Source organism: Legionella moravica DSM 19234 (assembly GCF_000423305.1).
Classification (GTDB): domain Bacteria; phylum Pseudomonadota; class Gammaproteobacteria; order Legionellales; family Legionellaceae; genus Legionella; species Legionella moravica.
Genome location: NZ_AUHS01000038.1, coordinates 1 through 23,633, shown reverse-complemented (window position 1 = coordinate 23,633; position 23,633 = coordinate 1). Strand labels below are relative to the sequence as shown.

Sequence of the window (23,633 nt, the reverse complement as noted above, 5' to 3'; positions counted from 1 at the left end):
GGTGCTTGTTGCCCTCAAGACGATCTACCTTTTTAATCTTGTGTTTTAATGAACTGTTTCCAGTTAATCCTTTGCCTATTGCTGTCAGCGATAGGTTTTGCTTCTTTTGTAGTGAACATGCTACATCCATTAATGCTTGTAAACGTTTGCCATGGATAAAAGGACATTCCTCCATGAGATGGTCATGTAGTAAATCGATAGGTTCCATCATTTTCCCCAAACAAATTTGTTGGGGAAAATTAGATCACGACTTCAACTTTACTGCAATTATTTTTAGCAAATTTGAGGGGATATATCAGCCCGCGGAGGCGAGGGGATCTTTAGCCGGAGGACTTTTTGTTTAAAAAATAGCCTAAAGCACTAAGCTTGTGTCACAACAACAGGAAATAAAGGATGATCCATAGGAGATCCGGAAGGTAATTCATCTATCAGCCCGGGAAAATCAGGGGAAGTTACCCATGCTCTTGGTGCGTGAATCATATCGTCCCCTAGAAAACGCACAGAAAACACTCGCCTTCGTTGCTGAGTATTCACTCCTCTTGCCATATGCAAGGTCAGCATATGAAAACAAACCACATCGCCTGGTTCTATATCCCAGCCAATGATTGGAACATCTTCTCTTGATTGCTCAATCTCAGGAAGCTCCTGCAAACTTCCTTCAGGAAACCATTTAGCCTGATTGTCCATAAACGATCTGGGCATTAGCCATGGCCCTAAATGAGAGCCTGCAACAAATTCCAAAGTAGATTCCCTGCTTACCGGATCTACCGGAATCCAAAAGCTGCAATTTTGTTGTCCTGCCACATTATAATAAGGTTGATCCTGATGCCAGGGTGTGACTTGACGCGTTCCGGGTTCTTTCACCAGCAAATGATCGTGATAAAGCCTCACCTCTTGGCTTTGCATTAGCTGAGCAGCAACAGCGCCAAGTTGGCTTTCAAACAGGATCTTCTGGTAAAAGGGATTATTTTGCCAGGTACAAAAGTCTTCTACAAAAAAACCCGGATCATCCGGCCTGCTCGCGACTTTAGCTCGCGGACTCAAATTGGATAAATTAAGCTCTATGCCCTTTCGTAATGTATTAATTTCATCCTCGGTTAGTAATTGACGCAAGCAAACCGCGCCCTCTCTCTGAAAAGAGTTAATCTCTTCATCCAGCTGAATCCGTCCTGATTCATTACGATTGAACATCACATTTTCTCCAATACATCCCGTAAATATTTAACCGGCTCAATAATCATGGACGACCCCTGTTGTTTGGGAGCATTGGCAAAGGGAACAATTGCTCTCTTGAATCCATGTTTTACTGCTTCTTTTATTCGCTCTTGACCACTCTGTACCGGTCTTATTTCTCCGGCTAAACCGACTTCACCAAAGATGATGGTTTCACTATCAAAGACCCGATTTCGCAAACTGGAAACTACTGCAGCCAACAGAGCCAGATCACTACCTGTTTCTGTCACTTTTACGCCGCCCACCACATTAATAAATACATCCTGATCGTAGGTTGCAATACCCCCATGCCGATGCAATACAGCAAGCAAAATTGCCAATCGATTATGTTCCAGACCTGCAGTGACCCGTTTTGCCTGCTGTCCATGCGCCTCATCCACCAGGGCCTGAACCTCAACCAGCATCGGGCGCGACCCTTCCCAGGTCACCATCACCGCACTGCCGGGAGTGGGTTCCGGTTGTCGTGATAAAAATATTGCTGAAGGATTCGCCACTTCCTTCAAACCTTTATCTGTCATTGCAAATACGCCCAGCTCATTAACCGCTCCGAAGCGATTTTTAATGGCGCGAATCACCCGAAATCTGCTGTCACTTTGGCCTTCGAAATAAAGAACACTGTCAACCATATGTTCCAAAACCCTGGGGCCCGCCAAGGTTCCTTCCTTGGTTACATGCCCCACAAGAAAAACGGCAGTTTGGGTCATTTTGGCAAAACGTACCAATTGAGCAGCCGATTCTCTGACCTGGCTTACTCCTCCTGGAGCCGAGCTGATGGTTTCGGTAAAGATCGTTTGAATGGAGTCGACTACAATAATTCGCGGTTTTTCCTTCTGAGCATGAGCAATTATCGCCTCCACCTGAGTCTCAGCCAATAAGCGTAATCCTGCAAGCGGCAAACCCAGTCGCTGGGCTCGCATAGCAACCTGTTGTAAGGATTCTTCACCGGTAACATATAATACCGTTTCCTGCATGGATAAATTTGCCAAGGTCTGGAGTAACAGAGTCGATTTACCAATCCCGGGGTCCCCCCCGATCAGGACTACAGAGCCATAAACCAAACCACCACCCAAAACTCTGTTTAATTCAGATAATCCGCAGTCCATGCGAATCTCTTTATCCATAACCACGTCTTCAACAGCGGTAATCACAGAACGCTGATTAGCCCATTGCCCACTTCGGGAATTTCGGCTCTCAGCTACGATTCCTTCTTCAGCGATTGAATTCCAGGCTCCGCATTGCGTGCATTGTCCAGCCCATTGTTTGAACGTTGCGGCGCATTGATTACAAACAAACTGGGTTTTTATTTTCATTACAGTGAACCTTGATTATTCCATTACGATTAATGTAATCAATGATAACGGATAGTTAAAATAATTACCTAAGGAATTTTATTCATGGAGCACTATTGGGAGATGGATTAGACGCTGCTGAAATCTCGTCGATTACATCCGTATCCTTTGGTTTTTCGTTATTGAATAACGGTGGAAAATGAGCTCCTGCAGAAGGATTAGAAATCCGATCATCGGACAAAAGCCCTGATGGTTCTTTCGAGACATCTGCCACAACACCTTGTTTATTGTTAACAATATGCACCGATCTCAAATCCTGAACCATAGCCAATATTAGCTGAAAGGGAAAAAACACCATCTGAGCCACAGCGGCTATTGCTCCAAAGGTAAGCGTCACTGGAATAGCGAGAATCAGAATAGGACTTGAAATGAGCGCAAAAAATAGAGAAAAAACTCGTACCAGGCCATAATATTTCTCTGGAGCACTTACGTTAAAAAGGGAAAAAAAGAGAGTAAATGGGGATATTGAAAAAAGGACAGTATCCATCATGTCATTTTTGAAGTCAGTATAACTGTGTTCCACTTGACTCATATTAGGACTCCTTAAAATCAACAGCTCCGAACAAAATTATCGCGCATCTGATTTTATGCCAGCAATTGAAAAGTCACTTTACTGCGTTCAGGATAACGAAATTTTCGGATTTTTTGAGACATTACCATTTTTGGACAGAAGTGTATCATGCCCTGCACCAAGATTTGATTATAAATTGTGTTAGCTCACGATTCAAACCATCATCAACAGCCAATCCTCACCAATTGAAAGTTGAATCCTCAGCCTAACTCAGTATAATCACTGCATTTCAGGAAATTGAGAACTCTAATGAGTAAAGGCATTAATTTCGAACAATCAATAACCGAGCTCGAAGAAATAGTAAAACAATTGGAAAAAGGCGAACTGTCTCTTGAGGACTCGCTTAAACAATTTGAAAAAGGAATTGGCTTGGCCAGACGATGTCAGGATGTGCTGAATCAGGCAGAACAAAAAATAGAAACTCTTACCACCTCTCATTCCAGCTCTGAACCTAAACCGGATGAACACACAAGTGATTGAAACCTATATCCAACGTCATGAAAACTGCCTTAAAGAGATTCTGAATGCCACACACATACCTGCAGATCGGATAGAATCTGCATTGCATTACTCATTATTCCCGGGTGGCAAAAGAATCAGACCTATCATGGTTTATTTAAGCGGTGAACTGCTTGATATCGATATCCAAGTACTTGATGTCATTGCTGCAGCCATAGAATTAACCCATTGCTATTCATTAATTCATGATGATCTTCCTGCTATGGATGATGATGATTTACGCCGAGGAAAACCCAGTTGTCATAAAGCCTATGATGAGGCTACTGCTATTCTGGTTGGCGACGGAATGCAAGCATTGGCAGTTGAAGTTCTATTAACCCATTTACCCGGATTATTAAGTCCCTCACAGATTGTTTCAATCACCAGAACATTAGTAAAAGCCAGTGGTGTAAGCGGGATGGTTAGCGGACAAAGCCTAGATCTGACCGCGCTGGCCTCTTCTGCAGTTTCCGAAGAAGAACTTCGAAAAATTCATCTTCTCAAAACAGGACAATTAATCATGGCCTGTTTTGACATGGTATTAGCTGCGCAAAATACGACGGACGAACGCATTGCAGCAGCGCTGAAAGATTATGCTCAACACATCGGTCTGGTATTCCAGATGCAAGACGATTATCTGGATCAGTATGCACCAGCAAACCTGCTCGGAAAAGGAAGATCCTCAGATCAGGCCAATCAAAAAACCACCTTTGCTACACTCTATACCCAGCAAAAACTGGAAGAAAAAATTTCGGAGCATTATCAAATCGCCCTGGATTCACTCCAAATATTCGAAAAAAAAGCAACTGTTTTAATTAATCTAACCAGGCAACTACACAACCGAAGTAATTTATCCTGATTAACGATTTCGGGGTATGCGAACCAATCCTTGTCTTACCCCGGTGCACTCCAATTTGGAGCAAAAATATTCAACTGCGTGACCCATCCCCTAACCTTTATTAATTCGAATCTGTGATATGGGAAATAAAGTCTCAATGCCCTTATCGGTGTTTCGCTGTTCACCCTTCCAGGCATGCCCATAAACCACTTCATAAGTCAAAGGATACTTACCCGAGTCAGTAATCAGTCCCGCGTAGTTTTTTTCAAATTGTTGCCATGCACTCCGGCTGGTTAAACCGTGATTCCTTTCAGGATTAATATTTCGTACTCCCTGCGCTCTCAGAGCAGCAATTAATTTGGGCAAGGTCTCGTATTGAACGGATAATAATTCCATATCCATTACAGGATCCAGAAAATGTTCTGCCATTAGGCTATCACCAATATCATGCATGTCACAAAATTCATTAACATGGGCGTAGTGATTCGCTCCGGACCAAGCCATTTTAAGTTCCTTGAATGTGTCTGGCCCCAAAGTAGTAAACATCAGGCAGCCATTAACGTTCATCACCCGATTAATTTCACGAAAGACATGAGCCAGGGGAGCTGCCCAGTGAATTACCTGATTGGTAAACACCAAATCAAACATCCCCGTTGCAAAAGGCATTTGCCTCATATCTGCAGCAACCAATGACCATCTCCGTCGCCAGCCTTGTTTTTTCCTGGCAAGAGCCAACATGCCAGGAACCAGGTCCAGTCCAATAATCTGCGCCTTGGGATAGAGCAAGGACAATTCTTTTGAAAACGAGCCAGGACCGCATCCCAAATCTAGTATTCGCTGAGGTGCGATTTTCAAATAGTGCAGACGCTCAAACAAACGCTCCCCAATTTCTTGCTGAACCTTTGCGGCACGCTCATATTCTTCGGCATGTTTACCAAATGCCTTGCTAATTTCATTTTTGACAGCCATCATAAGACCACGGATAAGTTAATCACAGGAAATCCAACGCTCGTGCGCCAGAAATTGATGAGTATAACACAGAGTTTGCGCCTGCCTTCAATATGCACACTCTGCAACCAATTTCATAAGGGTACTCTTGCAGTATGTACGTTTTGTATTGGTTTGATAAAACCTTTAGGGCCTGCTTGCACCCATTGTGCATCCCCCCTTCCTGATGAGCATTATCTCATTTGTGGATCATGCATTAAAAAACCGCCACATTACGATAATGCAGTGATTGGATATACTTTTGATGAACCATTACGCAGTCTTATTCATCAATTCAAATACCATAATGGCCTTTATCTACGTAATTTTTTATGCCATTTAATGCTTAATACCGTACAAAAAACGCAACATATCCCGCAATGTTTAATCCCGGTCCCTATGCATCCCCTCAGAATAAAACAAAGAGGTTTTAACCAGGCAGCTCTTCTGGCGAAAAAATTGGCTCGGAAATTAAACATTCCCTATGATTTAACCAGTTGCCAAAAAAGAATAAATACTGCTCCTCAAGCCAGTCTGGACAAAGAACAACGGCAAAAAAATCTAAGCAAGGCATTTCATGTTACCCCCTTGCCTTATGAGCATGTTGCCATCATTGATGATCTTCTTACTACAGGAAATACAGTCAATGAATTAGCCCTGGTTTTGAAAAAGGCCGGAATTAAAAAAGTGGATGTCTGGTGTTGTGCCAGAACAGTGACTGAGTCGCTATAAGATAAACCTTAATATCAATGCACTCATATTCCATTCGGATTAATGTAGAAATCGGATTAAATCATTCATGAGTAGATTAACCAATACTACAGCAAATAAAATGACCATCAATCGATGCAATAAAACTTCCATTGCCACTGAAATCGGTTTTCCGCGAATTTTTTCAATAAGGGCATACAGTAAAGAACCGCCATCCAGCCCGGGTACAGGAAATAAATTCACCAATGCAACAGCGCAACTTAAACTGGCTATAAAATAGAAAAACACACCAATCCCCTGCATCAATGACGAAACAGAAGCGGCAAATAAGCCTAAAGGCCCCAGCAGGATGGTAAATGGAATGCCCCCAGTAACTAATTGTTTAAAGATCATCAGGAAAAAATAAAATAAATGCCCCATAGCACTGTTCGCTTGATGAATAGCCTGAATCAATGATGGAGCTTGCATCAATACAACTGGAGCCGATAAATCAGGTTGTATACCAAGACTTGACAGAAGCGAACGCTCATTTCCAGTAAAGTTTATCCCGCTTAAATTCATGGATAACTCCCTGATGCTCTGATTATCAGGCCGTTTCAAGGAAAGATTCACTTCTTTTTTTCCCCACAAAATGACCAGTTGCATTCCAACATCCTGCCACGATGACGTACTGTAGCCCTCAACAGCGATAAATTGATCACCGGAGGTTATGCCTGCATGAGCAGCAATGCTATTGGGTTGAACGGATTGAACCAAAGGTAATCGGTAATTCAAACCGATGTAAAACACAAAAACAAATGCCAACCACGCGGTTAGCAAATTGGCTAAAGCACCTGAAACCAAAATCACAGCACGCTTCCAGATTGGTTTTTTATCAAAACACCAGGCATATTCTTCAGGATTCACCGGACTTATTCTTGAATTAAGCAATTGAACATAACCGCCCAAGGGCCACATAGCCCATACCCATTCGCAGCCGCTAGCGCTTCTCCATTGAATCAAGGGTTTACCAAAACCTATTGATATTTTTTTAATCTGTACGTGAAACATGCGCGCCGCCAACGCATGCCCTGCTTCGTGTATCCCCACGACTAATATCAGGGTGAACAGTATGGCGATTAGTGCCATAACCATAGAGAACTCCTGTTGCTTCAATCCATCAATCTATTTAGGGGTATTATCTACCACTAATTGCAACATGGGAATTCCTTTTCTTCCTGCTAACTCATATCCTTTTCTATACACTTCAAATACACGATAAGCTTGATTGGATTCACTATCAATCAACTCAACCTCATCCCCCTGCTCATCTAATAAAGTGACCGTTAGATGAATTTCACGAAATCCTTCGACATGATAACGTTCCCTGAATAATTGCAATACACGCTCCAAACTCTTCACCGTTTCTTCAGCATTATGCTGACCTTGAAGGATAATATCCATTTGACGCTCCTTTTCAGATGACACACTGTGTGCAAAAAGTGGCTATCATTGTTGGCGGCAAAATAAAAAAGTTCTTTAGAAATGTAAGGATTTTCGCCAGTCTCTACAAATTTGTCTGTTAATCGGTTATAATTAGCCGATTAACATTTTAACAAACCTGACTTACGAATAACCCTGAAACTTCCTGATTAAAATTTCTTTTAGCGAGGATATTGGGCGTTTTTTGCTAGTCCTAACTAAGAATTCAGATTCCATGGTGTTTGTTGCTTGCGGGCTCAACCATAAAACTGCTCCAATAAACGTGCGTGAAAAAGTCGCGTTGCCTCCTGCTATGCAGGATTCATTACTAAACAAACTGGTAAGTCTTCCTGAAATTAATGAAGCCGCTATTTTATCAACATGCAATCGCACTGAAATCTACTGTGATACAGATGATCCCAACGTTATCGCAGGTTGGTTAGCTCATGAACATCACATACCGCAAGATTTACTGACTCCCTTTTTATACCTGCATGAGGGGCATCAGGGAATAAAACATACGCTAAGAGTCGCCAGCGGGCTGGACTCCATGATGATAGGCGAACCGCAAATTCTGGGACAAATGAAACAAGCCTATCACCAGGCATGCCGATTAGGCACCGTTAAATCACAATTAAGACCTGTATTCGAATACATATTCAGCGCCTCCAAAAGAATCAGAACCCACAGTGGTATTGGAGCCAATCCAGTATCGATTGCCTATGCAGCAGTGCAATTGGTTGGTCAATTATTTACAAATTACCGATCACTACGCGTGTTTTTAATTGGTTCAGGAGAAACCGCTTCATTGGTAGCTAAATACCTACACCAGCAAGGTGTACATCAGTTCATGGTTGCGAGTCGTACCCTGGAACATGCAAAAAAACTTGCCGATGCTTTTGGCGGAAACACTCTGTCTATTGGCGATATTCCTCAATACCTTCCTCAGGCAGATGTCGTTATTTCTGCAACTGCATGCCCGCTTCCTTTCATCAATAAAAGTCTGGTGGAGCATGCGATGAAGCAAAGAAATAATGCGCCCATGATTTTTCTGGATTTAGCTGTTCCCAGAGATATTGAAACCAATGTCAACGAACTGGATCGAGTACAACTTTATAATATCGATGATCTGCAAATCATGATAGAAAAAGGGATGAATGAGCGGCGCAATGCAGCCCTTCAAGCGGAACAATTAATTGAAAGTGAACTGGATAACTACATCCGGTGGCATCGTTCATTAAAAGCCAAAGACATCATCTGTGATTATCGCAATCAAATGCAACATTTAGCCCAATTGGAATTAGAACGTGCCCTGAAAAAACTATCTGCAGGACACAGTCAAACCTCTGTTTTAAATGAATTTAGTGAGCGTCTGGTCAATAAGTTAATTCATAACCCTACCAACGGCTTAAGGCAAATAGCCTGGGATGGACGAGAAGATTTGTTGGCTTTGGCACAATACCTCTTTAATACAACAACTTTATGTCAAACACCTTATGAAGAAATCTCTTGAGTTAAAATTACAGCAGATGCTGGAACGCTTTCAGGAAGTCGGACGTTTACTGTCTGAAGCATCCGTAATTGCCGATCAGAATCAGTTTAAATCATTATCCAAAGAATACGCACAGCTGGAACCCGTCGCCCACTGTTATGAGTCTTATATTGAGGCTAAAAATAATTTACTCTCCCTGCAGGAAATGCTTGAAGGTGATGATAAAGAGCTGGCTTCTATGGCAGAAGAAGAGCTGGAGGGTGCAAAACAACTGATTGATGATTTGGACGAACAATTACAATGGCATTTAATTCCTAAAGATCCTGACGATGAACGGAATATTTATCTGGAAGTGCGCGCAGGAACGGGCGGTGATGAGGCTGCGATTTTCGCTGGCGATTTGTATCGTATGTACAGCCGTTATGCAGAAAATCAGGGGTGGCAGCTTGAATTAATCAGTGCCAGCCATGGCGAGCATGGAGGCTATAAAGAAATCATTGCCAGAATCAGCGGCAATGCAGTTTATTCCCAACTAAAATTTGAATCAGGCGCACATCGTGTGCAACGTGTTCCTGAAACCGAATCACAAGGACGAGTACATACCTCTGCCTGCACAGTAGCCATCATGCCTGAGGTTGAGGAAATTGATGAAATTCAAATCAATCCGGATGATTTACGTATTGATACCTACCGCTCATCGGGTGCAGGAGGTCAGCACGTGAACAAAACCGATTCCGCGATTCGAATTACTCACATTCCAACGGGCGTTGTTGTAGAGTGTCAGGATGAACGTTCTCAACATAAAAACCGCGCTAAAGCAATGTCCCTGCTTAAAACACGTTTATTGGATGCAGAGCAAAGCAAACAAAAGAAGGAACAGGCACAAACCCGTAAATCTTTGGTAGGTTCAGGTGATCGCTCCGAACGTATTCGGACGTATAATTTCCCGCAAGGGCGTCTGACTGATCATAGAATCAATCTGACCATCTACCAACTGAACGATGTAATGGAAGGTAATTTAGCCTTGGTAATCGATTCATTAAAACGTGAATACCATGCAGAATTACTTGCGGAATTAGGGCGACATGATTGATATTCGCACGGCCTTAAACCAAGCCGTGCAACAGCTGGAGAAAAACCACGCGGAATCACGTCTGGAAGCAGAGCTCCTGTTAAGCCATGTATTAAATAAAAATAGAGCCTATATTTTCGCACACCCTGAAGCCGTATTAAATCCAAATCAATTGGAAACCTACCAACAATTAATAGCGCAACGAGCAGCAGGAACACCTATTGCCTATCTGACAGGTCAACGTGAATTCTGGTCTCTGAATTTAAAAGTCACTCAAGATACCTTAATCCCAAGACATGAAACAGAGCTTCTGGTAGAACTCGCCCTGGATTTAATTCCTGACACCCCCGAAACCTGTATTCTGGATCTGGGCACTGGGAGTGGTGCTATTGCTTTGGCAATTGCCAGTGAAAGGCCGAATTGGAAGGTCATCGCCTCCGACTTCAGCAAAGCTGCTTTAACAATTGCCCAGGAAAATGCAGTAGCCCTTGGGATTACCAATGTAACGTTCTATCACTCATCCTGGTTTAGCTCTCTACCCCAACACCATTATCATGCTATTATTTCCAATCCACCCTATATTGCCGAAGAAGATCCTCATTTAAAACAGGGAGATATCAGATTTGAACCACTAAGTGCATTAGCCAGTGGTCAAGACGGGTTAGCTGATCTACAATACATTATTCAGCACAGTTATGAATGTCTTTTACCCGATGGTTTGCTATTACTTGAACATGGATACGATCAAAAAATACAACTTAACGCTATACTTAACGAATTAGGTTATAAAAATGTTCGGAGTTGGCAGGATATTCAAGGTCATGATAGGGTAAGTGGAGGTTGGCATCCTTAAACTAATAACAGGTAAGATTATTTAGTTGATGATGCTGAAGTTATTTGGTATACCTAGCCATTTTCTGTAAAACTCGCTACAGAGTGACAGTAGGAGACGGAGGCCAAAATGACAGAACAATTAATTGATAAAACCAATGAGAGACTATACAACGTGAAAAACGACGCAATAGGTAGCATGGGAATTGCCCCCTATCAGGAAGCTGATGGGGAAGAATATATGAATGAAAAGCAGTTAGCACATATTGAAAAAATATTGCTGGCTTGGCGTCAATCATTGATGGAAGAAGTTGACCGAACTGTGACGCACATGAAAGACGAAGCAGCCAATTTTCCCGATCCTTCAGACAGAGCAAGCCAGGAAGAGGAATTTAGTATTGAGTTACGTACACGTGACAGAGAGCGCAAACTCATTAAGAAAATTGAAGATGCACTGGAACGATTAAGAAATGACGATTTTGGTTACTGTGAAGCCTGTGGTATTGAAATTGGTCTAAAAAGACTGGAAGCAAGGCCAACAGCAACGTTATGTATCGATTGCAAAACATTATCAGAGATCAAGGAACGACAAAATCAAGGTTCATAAAGACCGTGTTTGCATTGTACTTGCTCAGTGCTAATCCCCTGCGTAGCAGCAGCATCTACTACGGATCTTAAATAAATCAGCACAATTATTCTCTCCGAACTCCCGCGGCTATGGCTGCGGGATCCATTCATCTTGCGTAGTTGTAGCCTGTTTGCTCGCAACCAGGCTACTTAACTATCTTGCAGGATTCATAACAGACTCAACTTTCTGTAAATGTTTCAGAACAGAGCCTTTATTACTCTCCAGAACTGCGGTAGCATTTTCTACCATGCGACGCTGGAATTCTTTATCTTGATGTAATTGAATAATCGAATCAATTAATTCATCCGCCTGGCTCACAATCTGTATCGCTTCAGCTTCTTTGAGATCCTGACATATTGTTTTAAAATTATGCACCTGATTTCCGCTTATAACAGGGACATTCATCGCAATAGGTTCCAGAACATTATGCCCGCCCACTGGCACCAGACTGCCGCCAACAAAGGCATAATCACTAATCTGAAATAAACCTAGCAATTCACCCAGGCAATCTAAAACCACTACTTCATTTGCACTTGAAACTGTATCCAGGTCACTGCGTAAGCCTGTATTAAATCCAGCGTGCATACTCAATTGAAACACCGTTTGAAAGCGTTCAGGATGACGTGGGGCAATCAGTAATATCACGTTAGGAATGGCTTTTTGCAAACGAGGTAACTCAGACAAAATACGAGTTTCTTCATCATCATGAGTACTGGCTGCAATGACCACTGTTCTGTCAGATCCCCAATGACTTTTCAACTCATTAAATCGAGCACTATCAATTGTATTCGTTTGCAAATCAAATTTCATATTCCCCAAAACCTGAACAATTTCCTTCCTCGCACCCAAAGTAATAAATCGTTTGGCGTCATCATCACTCTGGGGCAAAATAGCGGAGAATTGATTCAAAACCGGTTTAAATAACACCCTAAGCTTCATATATCCTTTTAAGGAACGCTCTGATAAGCGCGCATTAGCCAGCACTAATGAGACTTTGGCTGCATGAGCCTGATCTATTAAATTAGGCCACAATTCAGTTTCCATGATTATCCCAATACGAGGCTGTACCTGCCTAAAAAAGCGCTTCAAAACCCCAGGTAAATCGTAAGGTATGTATTGATGAGCAACCTTATCACCAAATCGTGCTTTAACTCGTTCTGAACCCGTTGGTGTCATAGTCGTAACCAGAATAGACCAATGCTTCTCCAACATGGCATCAATCAAAGGTATTGACGCTATAACTTCTCCGAGGGAAACAGCATGAAGCCAAACATCTACCGGCTTGCTTTCAAGATCACCAAGACTAAAACGCTCCAATATTCGCATTCGGTATGCTGGTAGTTTTCTGCCCTTCCACCACAGTCTTAAGAGAATAAATGGAGTTAGCAAATACATTAAAAATGAATAGAACAATCGCATGGAGGTGTACCAAAATTCGAAAAAGGCACAGTATATACCCAAAACAATGAATTGTGCGATACATCACCGCCGAATTGCATCACCCTCTGTTGACAAATAATCTGAAATTCCATTAAGTTAAGGTCTGTTGACAATTCATCTATTTATCTCTACTTCCCGCGCTTTATGCCTGAACAATCTTCACTTTTTTAAGCGTAGCTTCCTGGAAGTGTGTCTATTTTTTAATTCCCCCCCCTGACGAACCTCCTACTATATCCAACAACGCCACATAAAGCGCGGAACGTAGGCTAAGAGAGCAATGTTCAACAGACCCTGGTGATTTCAGATAGCACCATAGATGATTAAATGAGACACCCTCAACCGGTTTATTTTCGATTCAAGTCCTGATTGCTGCACTACGAGATTAGCTTTTTTACCAATTCTGTTGGATAATTCAACTTGCTGCGCATATATTAAATATATGATGGCATAAATCGTATATATCCTTTGAGGATTAAAATCAACAATGACTTTTAGGGAATTCTTTACATTATCCACCTGGTGGGGAAAACTTCTCGGAGCTTTCTTTGGATTCTTATCCGCAGGGCCTATAGGCGCTCTGTTCGGTATTCTTGTTGGTAATTTTTTTGATAGAGGATTAGCCAGTCATTATTCCAATCCGCATTGGTACTATCATTCTGAAAAAAGAAAGGCGGTACAAAAAGCTTTTTTTGAAACTACTTTTTCGGTAATGGGGCACATAGCTAAAGCCGACGGGCGTGTTACAGAACAAGAAATTAGTATGGCCAAATTACTCATGAAGGAAATGCGCCTTAATTCTGAGCAAATAGAGCGCGCTAAACGTTTATTCAATGAAGGAAAAAATAAACAATTCAAACTAGAGACCGCACTGTTTGAATTAAAAAAAATATGCCGAGATAACCGAGACTTACTGAAATTATTTGTGGACATCCAATATCGAGCAGCCCAGGTCGATGGATTAACCACAGCAAAAATAAAAGTCCTGGATGTTGTTTTTGCCTGTTTAGGCTTTGCCCCCTTGCATAGACAGTATCGATTTTACGATGATTTTAAATACAGCTCCTACGCCCAACAACAGCAGGAACAAACTCAGCAACAAAACAATCAACAACATCAATACAATGAATACAGCCATAACTATTCATCACAAAAACAGTATCAATACAAACAACAGTCATCACAAAACAATCTGGCTCATGCCTATGCTTTACTAGAAGTCAATCCCAATTCCACGAAACAAGAGGTAAAAAGATCCTACAGACGGTTATTGAGCCGTAACCATCCGGATAAATTAATCGCGCAGGGTTTACCTGAAGAAATGATTAAGCTGGCTAATGATAAAACACACAAAATCATGAAAGCCTATGAACTCATTTGCCAAAATAAAGGCTGGTAACCCCTTAGGGTTCAACAGGATTATCTATAAAACCAGTCCAGTCCGATTGTTCAATAGAAACAACCTGGCTTTGTGATGAATATACCGGCTCAATATAAGACTCGAGCATTGAGCGAGGCAATGCTTGTGTTTCAGGTAGTTTGGTCATCCAACCGTGCACAAATGAAACGAGTAATCGTCGACTAAAGTCATAATCATGATCAGCACCCGGCATTTCTACTGCAAAATAAGACCGTTCTCTATATTCTTTTTTTCTATCATTCATTTGAGTCAATACAAAATCGTAATCAAACTGACCAGCAACATCAAAAATGGGAAAGCGTAATGATGGCGCTTTTTCCTTGATGCTGTCATCGCCATAAGCTGAAATCAAAACCAACCCATTAATCATCTTGGCTTGCGGTTTACTAAAATAATCTAATGAAAGGTTTAATTGCTCACCATAGTGAATCATAATGATGCGTTTATTTTTATCTTGTCTTAAAGAACTGATTACTTCAGGTAATTGTTTAATCCAGGGTACAGTATTTGAAGGAGAGCAATTTAACAGCACTACTGACCAGCCAATTGCTGACAGTTGTTTTGCACATTGAGCCAGTAAATCGGACCATTGCGGTTGATCTCCGCCACGAACAATCAACACGGCTCCATACTGGTTAGCCTGGGCCGGCCAATAAGGTAATTCTAAAGACTGTTGGTCTATTTTTATCTCAAACTGATCCGCCCAAACACTGGTAGTTATAAAGAAAAAAAGAAGGATCATCCGTGTCATTCGTTCTATATGTCCCTATGAGTCTATCGAATAACGAACCGGGATGGGTTTATCCCGGTTAATTCGCTTTTAAACCGATTTATCGGAAAGTTCAACACCTGCTGCGTCAAGCATAATACGAGCTTTATCAGCCATAAGTTGATGCGCCAGTGCGGTAGGATGTACTAAATCGAAAAACAGAAATCCATCACAAGCATCCCCTTTTATTCCGGGAGTAACACTGGAAACCATTTTTAAAACAGATTTGCGGGTGGATTGATCGGCGATAGAATTTGCGCAAGTACCTGTGATATTGGTAATGCCATAATCTGCCGCATGTTCCAATACTTCGTTAAACGCGGTGTTCAAATCAAAATACAGCCAATTGACATCGGGATAGGTCTGTTTCATATTGGCGAGCGTTTTATTTAATGCCTCATTATGGTGGCTTGAATAATAGCTCAATGTTTCAATTGAACCAAACTCTATGGCTGCGGGTGTTCTGCCTAAATCAGGTAAATTAAGAACCAGTATGTGTTTTGCTCCCTTCTCCACCAGTTGTTCCAAACCATGGGTAATACCTGTATTGACGTCCATCAATGTTTTTTCGATGTCTTCGGGCATCCCAAGGTAGTTATTGGCACCAATCCAAACAACAAAAAGGCTGTCTTCACTGGCTTTGTCATTATTCGCCAGCAGATAGGTTTTAATCTCTCTTCTCAGGGTAAATAAAACATCATCGTCGTCATCTTCTTCAGATACTCCTGCCCCACCAATCGCATAATCGCTGAGGTGAGATGTCGGATCGTTTGGAAAATAGGAAGCAATCAAACGCTCAATCCAAACGGGTCCATTTGAAAAACGCCCCTCAAAATAAGGTGGAGATTGAGGTAACTGGTGCTTCATGAACTCGTATAAATTCCCATTATCAGATAAGCTGTCACCAAATATAACAACATGATTAAGTGGTGTAGCAGCAACAATTCCAGAAAATAAAAAAGCTCCCACGGTAGCTAATAGTTTCATGAATACCCTTGGTTAATTGATTTTTTTTAAAAAAAACATTGATTATTATATTATGAAACATGCCTATTAATCAATTTTCCCTATATTGGGAGAAACAATATGCCCTTAAATTTTCATATTGATCTGAACTCTAAACGAATTTATAGTCAGCATTTTTTGAGATATGAACATGACCCAGTTTGAGAAGGAATTTGTTTTAGCATGCCTGGATTTTTTTACACAAATCCTTTCTAATGACGAAGTATTGCAACAGGCTATCGTCGATTTTGCAGGAACTCAGGTTGGAGACTGTCGATACCTTTCCAATGCCTCCATATCTGATTCAGGACTGTGGGATGATGCGGATAAACTGAAATTCTCTGCTGCTTTTTTTGAAGCCACTGCACGTGCAAATTATCTTTATGTGACTGAGCCTGGATTATCCATTCAGGCGACTCAAGCGCAACATCTCTGGGAACAACGGTTCAAACCTTTACTTGCATCCAACACAGAAGCTAAAAATCGGATCCAATCGATTATTCAAAACTGCAATAATATAAAAACTGAAGTCAGACAGGAAGAACCATCAGATGCGTTACAACATTCGTCTCAGGATAACCGGTATACCTTTTTCACAGCTTTAGCTGCTCTCGGGGTTGCAACTGCGGTTGGAGCAGCCATAGTCTTTAAACCCTAAATGTACATTTCAGTAAGTATCGAGCGTTAGACAAAACTAACGCTCGCACTAAGGCCCGAATTAAAGACCCGCTGGAATTGATAACTTCAAGCCATTTGATTCTTCATCGGAAGCATAATCATCGTCTGAATAACTGTCATAAGCATGTGGATTGTACTTACCATGAAGTTCTTCAAGTACATCTTGGACTTCATCGTTAATGTAATGATGAAGGGTGCCTTTGGCTTTTTGAGTATATTTATGAGGTGTTTCATCCTTTTTCATTCGTCTGTCATCATTTGAATCTTTTGGTTGTTGTCTAGTAAAAAAAGCATTTGGATTAATTTTCACTTTCTGTCCTCGATTGAGTATTGCTGTTATTTTTCAGGTCGAGGATATTAAATTCGTAACCGGTTTAAGGCAAGGAAAAACTGTATGTTTTTATTATAAATTAATCCTATAATTTACAAAAAGTTCATCTTTGACAAAGAATGTACTCTTTGGTTTATCCTTTTGTATCACTGAGCTTGGGAAACAGGAAACTCTTTGTATCTTAATACAAGGAACGGAATTAAGCAGACAGAATAGGCGTAGTTGAGACGTTGGTGAATAAGGCTATTTGAGGTGTTGAAAAAACGTCGCGGCTGATTGAAAAAACGCTGAAGCCTGATTAACAGTAGAAGTACGGTTAATCAGGCTTCAGCGTTTTATGGTTCAGATCACTTAAAGTAGAGAGGCAATGACACGTCCCTACTCATCGAATCAAGCACTACCAATTAAGGTTAAGTTCAATTGTCGGCCACAAACCCAAGCTTTGGTCAAATCACGAACAACTTCTTTAGACATACCTTTGGGCAATCGGACAGTAGAATGATCATCATGAATTTTAAGACCAGTGATGTAACGGCTTTGTAAACCCGCTTCATTAGCAATAGCCCCTACAATATTTCCGGGTTTTACACCATGAACTTTACCCACATCAATGCGGAACAAATCCTGAGCCTGTGGTTCATCATTAAATTTTTTGCGTTCGTCTCCAAAGTTTTTTCTGTCACCACCAAAACTTTTACGATCACCACCAAATCCCCTTCTGTCTTCGCCAAAACGAGAGTTACGCTCTGAGCGACCGTCACCATTACGGCTAACGCGACCTTCTTTTGCAGGTCTGGGGGATTTTGGTAAAGCCAATTCTTTTTTCCAAGGCAAATCTTTATGCAGTAATAAGGCAAGAGTGGCTGCAACATCTACTGCTGATACTTCATTTTCCTTAATGTATTCTTCAACAATACGCTTGTAAGAAGGCAGGTTTGCATGCTCCAAACGATCCGTAATATTTGCCATAAAGCGCTTTTGTCTGGCTACCTGGATCATATGATCATTAGGTACATTGACTTTTTCAATACGTTGACGAGTATGTCGCTCAATACTGCTGATTAAACGTGATTCTTTGGGGGTTACGAATAAGATAGTTACCCCGGAACGACCTGCCCGTCCAGTCCGGCCAATGCGATGCACATACGTTTCATTATCATGAGGCAAATCATAATTAATAACATGGGTTACTCGTTCTACATCCAAACCACGAGCCGCTACGTCGGTTGCAACCAGAATGTCAATGGCACCTTGTTTGAATTGGGAAATAATACGCTCGCGCAATGCCTGAGTAATATCGCCATGAATTGCCATTGCCCGCAGACCCTGTTGCTGTAACAACTCCGCAACCTCTTCTGTGCTGCTTTTGGTACGAACAAAGACAATAACACCCTGATAATCTTCAACTTCCAAAACACGAACCAATGCATCAGGTTTCTGATGTCCTGAAGCAAACAGAAATCGTTGTTCAATACTTTTTACAGTAGCTGTTTCCATTCGAATTTCGACAGAAGCGGCATCTGTTAAATAAGTATTGGCGATTTGGCGAATACGGTGTGGCATAGTCGCTGAAAACAAAGCGATTTGCTTCTTCTCAGGTAACTTCGCCAAAATTGTTTCAACATCTTCGATGAAACCCATACGCAACATTTCATCTGCTTCATCCAGAATAAACGTACGCAAATTCTCCAAAGGTAAGGTACCTTTGTCTATATGATCCAGAATACGACCAGGAGTTCCAACCACAACCTGAGCGCCGCCACGTAATTGTTTTAACTGACGACCATACTCCTGACCACCACACAATACAGCAATAGTAGTGCCACGTTGGTGTCTGCTTAATAATTCAAATTGTTCAGCAACCTGAATAGCTAACTCACGGGTAGGCGCAATAATAAGTGCCTGCGTCCCTTGTATGGCTGGTGACAGATTCTGAAGTATTGGTAATGCAAAAGCGGCTGTTTTACCAGTACCTGTTTGAGCTAAGGCAATTGCATCGCGCCCTTGCAATAACAATGGAATTGTTTGTGCCTGTATAGGAGATGGTGTTGTAAACTTCATATCCTCCAGTGCCTTGTTCAAAGCATCTGAAAAATTAAAAGAGGAGAAATTGGTAATTTCTTGAGTCATAGTGTTCCTGATATAGTAAAGCGTAAATCTGAAAAGAGTAAGTAATATAAAAATTGCTCAGTATAATAACAAAATAAACAAGATGATGCACTATATTTATTAATATTCTCTAAAAAAGCAGGCTATTTGTATTGAGAAATACTGATTTTTATCACCAAAACAGATCAAAACAAGGACAAAAAGACCACAAAATCAACCAAATTATACGATGATTGCCAGTGTTTCCTCTAACAATTCAAATGTTGCAGGCAAATGCCCAATGTATTCCCCATCTGCCTCAACAATTATAATACTATTATCTTTTGGTTCAATAGTTACTTTTTTCGCTTGCACGTATTGAACGTTCTTTTCCAAAATATGACTGCCAGAATATATTTTTGGCAACTTCAGAAGAGCATCTAATTTTGTGAAATCGTGAAAAAGCACTACATCAAGAAGCCCATCACCCACTAAAGCCTTTGGAGCTACGTGCATGCTACCACCAAAAAATTGGCCATTGCATGCTGCCATCAAAAGAAGAGAACAATCAAAGAATGACGCCTCATCAATTTGAATTCGAACTACTGGTCTCTTGTAGGTAAACAATCCCACTAAAGAGTAAAATAAATAATTAAGCGAACCGCCCAACTTTTTTAACCATCGACTGTGAGTCACCTTCGAAACGACCTGTCCTGATAAACCACAGCTGGCAATATTGATAAAATAGCGAGGAAGTTGATCTTTAAATCGAATACTCCCAATATTGCTGCTCACAAATTGGTTTTTTTTTAATCGTTCCAAAAATTGGCTGATATTCTGCCGAGGAAATTGTCTGATGAAATCTCCGCCACAACCTGCATTTAAAAAAGCAATTTTCGTTTTTTTAATCGCAATTTTATCCTGTTTAATCATACCGTTAATCGCGTGACTTAACGTACCATCTCCGCCTATGATTAATAAATAATCCGGTTCCTCAGACAATAATTCCTGCGTCAGAGGAGTGAGCTCCTCGACACCAGTTGATATTCTGTAATCTATTGCATCAAATAATGAGCTTAATTCGGTTTGAATCAACTGCCAGATTTTTTTACCTTGCCCACCGCCTGATGCAGGATTAATAACAACTGCAAGGCTGCTCATATTAAAGCAGCCAACCGACACGCTTGATCAATAGCATGGCGCGCGTCAAGTTCCAGAGCTTTATAAGCTCCCCCCACTAAATGGACTGTTTTCCCCATTTGCTTTAAGGGTTCATATAATTCTTTTAACTCGGTTTGCCCCGCACAAATCACTACAGTATCTACATTTAAAATTTCAGATTTATCGTCAAGTTTTATATGCAAACCCTGATCATCAATGGCCTCATAGCTAACACCAGAAATCATCTTTACTTTTTTATGCTTTAGGCTTAATCGATGAATCCAGCCTGTCGTTTTACCTAATCGTTTGCCCATTTTTTCTTTTTTACGTTGTAATAAGTAAACTTCTCGAGGACTTGGAGCATTTTGCGCTGGTTGCAATCCACCGCGATGTTCTCCTTTAATATCAATACCCCATTCCTCATAAAATTGATTTACAGTAGTGTGATGTTCATGAGTTAAAAATTCAGCGACATCAAAACCAATGCCTCCAGCACCAATTATCGCGACACGCTCACCGACTGCTTTCTTACGATTGATTACGTCAATGTAACTCACCACCTTCTCATGCTCGATACCTTTAATATCCGGAGTACGAGGTTTAATGCCAGTGGCAAGAACCACTTCATCAAAACTGCGTAACAAATCCACATTGGCCTCAGTATTCAAACGAAGATCAACCTTAAATTTTTGCAGCTGGTATTTAAAATAATTCAGTGTATGCTGAAAATCTTCTTTACCAGGAATTTGCTTCGCCAAATTAAACTGCCCACCCAAACGATCACTTCGCTCAAATACAGTGATTTGATGTCCTCGTTCAGCAGCTACCGCAGCAAAAGCCAGACCCGCGGGGCCAGAACCTACAACCGCAATCGATTTGGGCTGATGAACCTCTTGATAGACTATTTCAGTTTCATTACAGGCGCGTGGGTTGACCAGACAAGAGGCTGATTTATTAACAAAAACCTGATCCAGACAGGCTTGATTACAGGCAATACAGACATTAATAGCCTCAGACTCACCACGTTTTGCTTTTTCAGCAAATTGAGGGTCTGCCAATAGCGGTCTGGCCATGGAAATCATATCCGCAACCCCATCTTCCAACAATTGATTCGCCAGTTCAGGAGTATTAATACGATTGGAAGTAATAACAGGAATAGTCACTTCCGGTTTCAAATGCTTGGTTATCGGTGTAAATGCTGCTGGAGGCACCATAGTTCCAATAGTCGGTATACGCGCCTCATGCCAGCCAATACCTGTATTGATTATCGTGGCTCCCGCTTGCTCAATAGCTTTAGCTAGAATAACCACCTCTTCCCAACTGCTTCCCTCAGCAATCAGATCGAGCATGGACAATCGATAAATGATAATAAATTTTTCACCAACCGCTTCACGTACAGCCCGCACTACTTCAACTGGGAAGCGAATCCGGTTCTGATAACTACCACCCCACTCATCTCGACGATGGTTGGTATGAGACACAATAAACTGGTTGATCAAATACCCTTCACTACCCATTATTTCAACCCCATCATAACCTGCCGCTTGAGCAAGTCGAGCACAACGGGCAAAATGTTTGATGGTTTTTTTAATACGCCATTGACTCATAACCCAAGGTTTAAATGGACTGATTGGCGACTTGATGCCGCTAGGTGCAACAATAAACGGGTGATAACCGTAACGGCCCGCATGCAGAATTTGTAGCGCTATTTTGCCACCGGCTTCATGTACCGTATGAGTCACTAATTCATGTCGATGCTGTTCTTTGCTGTTGGTCAATTTCGCCGCAAAAGGAGCCAAACGACCCGCCCGATTAGGAGCAAAACCTCCAGTCACGATTAAACCAACCCCACCTAAAGCGCGTTCACGATAGAATTCAGCCAACCGCTTTAAACTTTCTTTATCTTCTTCAAGGCCTGTATGCATAGACCCCATTAACAAACGATTTTTAATTTGGGTAAAGCCTAAATCCAGCGGCTGAAACAATGTTTTAAATGGCGTATTATCAATTCTCAATTCCATGAGTGCTCTCTAATTAAAGACATCAAAATAGAAAGTATAAACCCTGCTTGTGATACAGCAACACCTTTTTTACTTTGATGTGAATTTAATAAAAAAACAATCTGAAAACAATAAGGTTACTTACTTGTATTCCAACTCATTCAGGACTTGCAAAAAACTCCAAGGTCAAGGCAAAAATCATTTTTAATGAGGGAGTTTAAATGTACTAAATAACCGAATTAAAAATATATTTTAACAAAGAGATTGGGCATTTTTTCGCTCTGTACATAACAAAAACAACTGTCTTACCCGCGCAGGGACTCTCTAGTGTCCGGGGAAATTGAGCTTCTTTCGATCAAATCCCCTCTCCACCGCGCGTAGCGTGGGGGAGAGGGTTTAGGGTGAGGGGGTTAAATAGGTGCGCGCCAAAAGCGCGCTCATTTAAATTTGTTAATAGAATAATAGGAGCTTGTTCTTCGAATCGGCTAAATTCAACCGCTATCTTAGCGAATTAACAAGGAGGTTCAATCTTTATTCTATCATTCCCTAATCACTAGAATAACTTCGCCATCACAAGCGGTATCACAGACGCTCACCTGAATGAGCGCGCTTCTGCGCGCACCTATTTAACCCCCTCACCCTAAACCCTCTCCCCCACGCTGCACGCGGTGGAGAGGGGGTTTGATCGAAAGAAGAGCAATTTCCCCGGACACTAGGGAGCGCCTGCGCGGGCTGAGTGATCCCCTGATATTTTTTGAACAACTAGAATTTACCATTTTCTAGCCAACTCCTGCTCCATCAGGGTTGGCAAGTTTTCATAGTCAATATTGAGCTCTTGTAGCTTATCAAATTCAATCATCAACTGCCCCAGATAGAAATAAGAGAATACTTTTTTATCTCTGACGGTGTTTGCCTGAAAAACGCGTTGGTAATTTTGGCTATGGGCGATGACCCCGATAATCCAAAACATCAGTTGAACAATAGCAGCCAAAAGCATCTTAACTCCCCAACGATAAATGCTTTTTGTGTGCGCATAACGTGCTGATAAACCCAATTGATGACTTTTAATATCT

Annotated in this window: 22 protein-coding genes and 2 pseudogenes; 9 read left to right on the top strand and 15 right to left on the bottom strand. The window is 41.4% G+C overall.

The features are described 5' to 3' along the window. From G543_RS19000 to G543_RS0109555, 4 genes and pseudogenes are all read right to left on the bottom strand, one after another. Window positions 1-211 (bottom strand): annotated as a pseudogene (locus tag G543_RS19000) (IS4 family transposase); the annotation flags it as partial. A 149-nt stretch (window positions 212-360) separates the two neighbouring features. Next, the gene (locus tag G543_RS0109565) at window positions 361-1,191 is read right to left on the bottom strand and encodes a phytanoyl-CoA dioxygenase family protein (protein WP_028384329.1); all 831 of its coding nucleotides are present in this window, start codon (window positions 1,189-1,191) and stop codon (window positions 361-363) included. After that, window positions 1,191-2,543 carry a DNA repair protein RadA gene (gene radA, locus G543_RS0109560; protein WP_028384328.1) on the bottom strand — a complete coding sequence of 451 codons (1,353 nt, stop codon included), beginning with the start codon at window positions 2,541-2,543 and terminating at the stop codon, window positions 1,191-1,193. The genes G543_RS0109565 and radA overlap by 1 nt, the downstream gene beginning before the upstream one ends. 82 nt (window positions 2,544-2,625) lie before the next feature. Beyond that, on the bottom strand, window positions 2,626-3,114 hold the full coding sequence (locus tag G543_RS0109555) for a hypothetical protein (RefSeq protein WP_028384327.1): 489 nt from the start codon (window positions 3,112-3,114) through the stop codon (window positions 2,626-2,628). 288 nt (window positions 3,115-3,402) lie between these two features. Between G543_RS0109555 and G543_RS0109550 the strand changes: the two genes are divergently transcribed. Together G543_RS0109550 and G543_RS0109545 are read left to right on the top strand one after the other, a co-directional pair. After that, window positions 3,403-3,633 carry an exodeoxyribonuclease VII small subunit gene (locus G543_RS0109550; RefSeq protein ID WP_028384326.1) on the top strand — a complete coding sequence of 77 codons (231 nt, stop codon included), beginning with the start codon at window positions 3,403-3,405 and terminating at the stop codon, window positions 3,631-3,633. Beyond that, the gene (locus tag G543_RS0109545; protein WP_028384325.1) at window positions 3,614-4,510 is read left to right on the top strand and encodes a polyprenyl synthetase family protein; all 897 of its coding nucleotides are present in this window, start codon (window positions 3,614-3,616) and stop codon (window positions 4,508-4,510) included. Before G543_RS0109550 ends, G543_RS0109545 begins: the two co-directional genes overlap by 20 nt. A 90-nt stretch (window positions 4,511-4,600) precedes the next feature. On the opposite strand, the gene bioC is transcribed toward G543_RS0109545, so the two are convergent. Further along, a complete protein-coding gene (gene bioC, locus G543_RS0109540) occupies window positions 4,601-5,458 on the bottom strand; it encodes a malonyl-ACP O-methyltransferase BioC (RefSeq protein WP_028384324.1) in 858 nt (285 codons plus the stop codon). A 42-nt stretch (window positions 5,459-5,500) separates the two neighbouring features. Here bioC and G543_RS0109535 point away from each other — a divergent pair, with 42 nt between their 5' ends. After that, on the top strand, window positions 5,501-6,208 hold the full coding sequence (locus tag G543_RS0109535) for a ComFC family protein (protein WP_420795212.1): 708 nt from the start codon (window positions 5,501-5,503) through the stop codon (window positions 6,206-6,208). Window positions 6,209-6,247: 39 nt separating this feature from the next. Here the strand turns inward: G543_RS0109535 and G543_RS0109530 are convergent, their stop codons facing one another. Together G543_RS0109530 and G543_RS0109525 are read right to left on the bottom strand one after the other, a co-directional pair. Beyond that, the gene (locus G543_RS0109530) at window positions 6,248-7,321 is read right to left on the bottom strand and encodes a M50 family metallopeptidase (RefSeq protein WP_028384322.1); all 1,074 of its coding nucleotides are present in this window, start codon (window positions 7,319-7,321) and stop codon (window positions 6,248-6,250) included. A gap of 30 nt (window positions 7,322-7,351) precedes the next feature. Continuing rightward, the gene (locus G543_RS0109525; RefSeq protein WP_028384321.1) at window positions 7,352-7,630 is read right to left on the bottom strand and encodes a hypothetical protein; all 279 of its coding nucleotides are present in this window, start codon (window positions 7,628-7,630) and stop codon (window positions 7,352-7,354) included. Window positions 7,631-7,883: 253 nt separating this feature from the next. Between G543_RS0109525 and hemA the strand changes: the two genes are divergently transcribed. From hemA to dksA, 4 genes are all read left to right on the top strand, one after another. Next, on the top strand, window positions 7,884-9,161 hold the full coding sequence (gene hemA / locus G543_RS0109520) for a glutamyl-tRNA reductase (protein ID WP_028384320.1): 1,278 nt from the start codon (window positions 7,884-7,886) through the stop codon (window positions 9,159-9,161). After that, complete coding sequence (gene prfA / locus G543_RS0109515) at window positions 9,145-10,233, top strand: peptide chain release factor 1 (protein ID WP_028384319.1); 1,089 nt, start codon at window positions 9,145-9,147, stop codon at window positions 10,231-10,233. The genes hemA and prfA overlap by 17 nt, the downstream gene beginning before the upstream one ends. Then, window positions 10,226-11,065, top strand: coding sequence for a peptide chain release factor N(5)-glutamine methyltransferase (gene prmC / locus G543_RS0109510; protein WP_028384318.1), 840 nt, complete (start codon window positions 10,226-10,228; stop codon window positions 11,063-11,065). Before prfA ends, prmC begins: the two co-directional genes overlap by 8 nt. A 108-nt stretch (window positions 11,066-11,173) precedes the next feature. Then, on the top strand, window positions 11,174-11,650 hold the full coding sequence (gene dksA, locus G543_RS0109505) for an RNA polymerase-binding protein DksA (RefSeq protein WP_028384317.1): 477 nt from the start codon (window positions 11,174-11,176) through the stop codon (window positions 11,648-11,650). Window positions 11,651-11,824: 174 nt separating this feature from the next. Here dksA and waaA read toward each other — a convergent pair whose 3' ends face one another. Continuing rightward, window positions 11,825-13,090, bottom strand: a complete 1,266-nt coding sequence (gene waaA, locus G543_RS0109500) for a lipid IV(A) 3-deoxy-D-manno-octulosonic acid transferase (protein ID WP_028384316.1) — start codon at window positions 13,088-13,090, stop codon at window positions 11,825-11,827. Window positions 13,091-13,595: 505 nt separating this feature from the next. Between waaA and djlA the strand changes: the two genes are divergently transcribed. Further along, the gene (gene djlA / locus G543_RS0109495; protein ID WP_028384315.1) at window positions 13,596-14,507 is read left to right on the top strand and encodes a co-chaperone DjlA; all 912 of its coding nucleotides are present in this window, start codon (window positions 13,596-13,598) and stop codon (window positions 14,505-14,507) included. Between the two features lie 4 nt (window positions 14,508-14,511). On the opposite strand, the gene G543_RS0109490 is transcribed toward djlA, so the two are convergent. After that, window positions 14,512-15,279 carry an alpha/beta hydrolase gene (locus G543_RS0109490; RefSeq protein WP_238584680.1) on the bottom strand — a complete coding sequence of 256 codons (768 nt, stop codon included), beginning with the start codon at window positions 15,277-15,279 and terminating at the stop codon, window positions 14,512-14,514. 69 nt (window positions 15,280-15,348) lie between these two features. Then, window positions 15,349-16,284, bottom strand: coding sequence for a GDSL family lysophospholipase PlaA (gene plaA / locus G543_RS0109485; protein ID WP_028384313.1), 936 nt, complete (start codon window positions 16,282-16,284; stop codon window positions 15,349-15,351). A gap of 169 nt (window positions 16,285-16,453) precedes the next feature. Between plaA and G543_RS0109480 the strand changes: the two genes are divergently transcribed. Next, entirely contained in the window at window positions 16,454-16,960 is a 507-nt protein-coding gene (locus G543_RS0109480; protein WP_028384312.1) for a hypothetical protein, read from the top strand. 60 nt (window positions 16,961-17,020) lie between these two features. Here G543_RS0109480 and G543_RS0109475 read toward each other — a convergent pair whose 3' ends face one another. The 5 genes and pseudogenes from G543_RS0109475 to G543_RS19115 form a co-directional block, all read right to left on the bottom strand. Next, a complete protein-coding gene (locus G543_RS0109475) occupies window positions 17,021-17,290 on the bottom strand; it encodes a hypothetical protein (RefSeq protein ID WP_028384311.1) in 270 nt (89 codons plus the stop codon). Window positions 17,291-17,701: 411 nt separating this feature from the next. Beyond that, entirely contained in the window at window positions 17,702-19,441 is a 1,740-nt protein-coding gene (locus G543_RS0109470; RefSeq protein WP_028384310.1) for a DEAD/DEAH box helicase, read from the bottom strand. Window positions 19,442-19,642: 201 nt separating this feature from the next. Next, window positions 19,643-20,560 (bottom strand): diacylglycerol/lipid kinase family protein, encoded by a 918-nt coding sequence (locus G543_RS0109465; RefSeq protein WP_028384309.1) that lies wholly within the window; start codon window positions 20,558-20,560, stop codon window positions 19,643-19,645. Continuing rightward, the gene (locus G543_RS0109460; protein ID WP_028384308.1) at window positions 20,557-22,581 is read right to left on the bottom strand and encodes an NADPH-dependent 2,4-dienoyl-CoA reductase; all 2,025 of its coding nucleotides are present in this window, start codon (window positions 22,579-22,581) and stop codon (window positions 20,557-20,559) included. The genes G543_RS0109465 and G543_RS0109460 overlap by 4 nt, the downstream gene beginning before the upstream one ends. Before the next feature lie 748 nt (window positions 22,582-23,329). Beyond that, window positions 23,330-23,633, bottom strand: a pseudogene (locus G543_RS19115) (hypothetical protein); the annotation flags it as partial.

Coding starts and splice junctions, on each gene's coding strand:
- G543_RS0109550 (WP_028384326.1), top strand. CDS start 3,403: ATGAGTAAAGGCATTAATTTCGAACAATCAATAACCGAGCTCGAAGAA.
- waaA (WP_028384316.1), bottom strand. CDS start 13,090: ATGCGATTGTTCTATTCATTTTTAATGTATTTGCTAACTCCATTTATT.
- hemA (WP_028384320.1), top strand. CDS start 7,884: ATGGTGTTTGTTGCTTGCGGGCTCAACCATAAAACTGCTCCAATAAAC.
- G543_RS0109470 (WP_028384310.1), bottom strand. CDS start 19,441: ATGACTCAAGAAATTACCAATTTCTCCTCTTTTAATTTTTCAGATGCT.
- G543_RS0109545 (WP_028384325.1), top strand. CDS start 3,614: ATGAACACACAAGTGATTGAAACCTATATCCAACGTCATGAAAACTGC.
- G543_RS0109480 (WP_028384312.1), top strand. CDS start 16,454: ATGACCCAGTTTGAGAAGGAATTTGTTTTAGCATGCCTGGATTTTTTT.
- G543_RS0109555 (WP_028384327.1), bottom strand. CDS start 3,114: ATGAGTCAAGTGGAACACAGTTATACTGACTTCAAAAATGACATGATG.
- prmC (WP_028384318.1), top strand. CDS start 10,226: ATGATTGATATTCGCACGGCCTTAAACCAAGCCGTGCAACAGCTGGAG.
- G543_RS0109565 (WP_028384329.1), bottom strand. CDS start 1,191: ATGTTCAATCGTAATGAATCAGGACGGATTCAGCTGGATGAAGAGATT.
- G543_RS0109460 (WP_028384308.1), bottom strand. CDS start 22,581: ATGGAATTGAGAATTGATAATACGCCATTTAAAACATTGTTTCAGCCG.
- G543_RS0109465 (WP_028384309.1), bottom strand. CDS start 20,560: ATGAGCAGCCTTGCAGTTGTTATTAATCCTGCATCAGGCGGTGGGCAA.
- radA (WP_028384328.1), bottom strand. CDS start 2,543: ATGAAAATAAAAACCCAGTTTGTTTGTAATCAATGCGCCGCAACGTTC.
- bioC (WP_028384324.1), bottom strand. CDS start 5,458: ATGGCTGTCAAAAATGAAATTAGCAAGGCATTTGGTAAACATGCCGAA.
- djlA (WP_028384315.1), top strand. CDS start 13,596: ATGACTTTTAGGGAATTCTTTACATTATCCACCTGGTGGGGAAAACTT.
- G543_RS0109530 (WP_028384322.1), bottom strand. CDS start 7,321: ATGGTTATGGCACTAATCGCCATACTGTTCACCCTGATATTAGTCGTG.
- dksA (WP_028384317.1), top strand. CDS start 11,174: ATGACAGAACAATTAATTGATAAAACCAATGAGAGACTATACAACGTG.
- G543_RS0109525 (WP_028384321.1), bottom strand. CDS start 7,630: ATGGATATTATCCTTCAAGGTCAGCATAATGCTGAAGAAACGGTGAAG.
- prfA (WP_028384319.1), top strand. CDS start 9,145: ATGAAGAAATCTCTTGAGTTAAAATTACAGCAGATGCTGGAACGCTTT.
- plaA (WP_028384313.1), bottom strand. CDS start 16,284: ATGAAACTATTAGCTACCGTGGGAGCTTTTTTATTTTCTGGAATTGTT.
- G543_RS0109490 (WP_238584680.1), bottom strand. CDS start 15,279: ATGACACGGATGATCCTTCTTTTTTTCTTTATAACTACCAGTGTTTGG.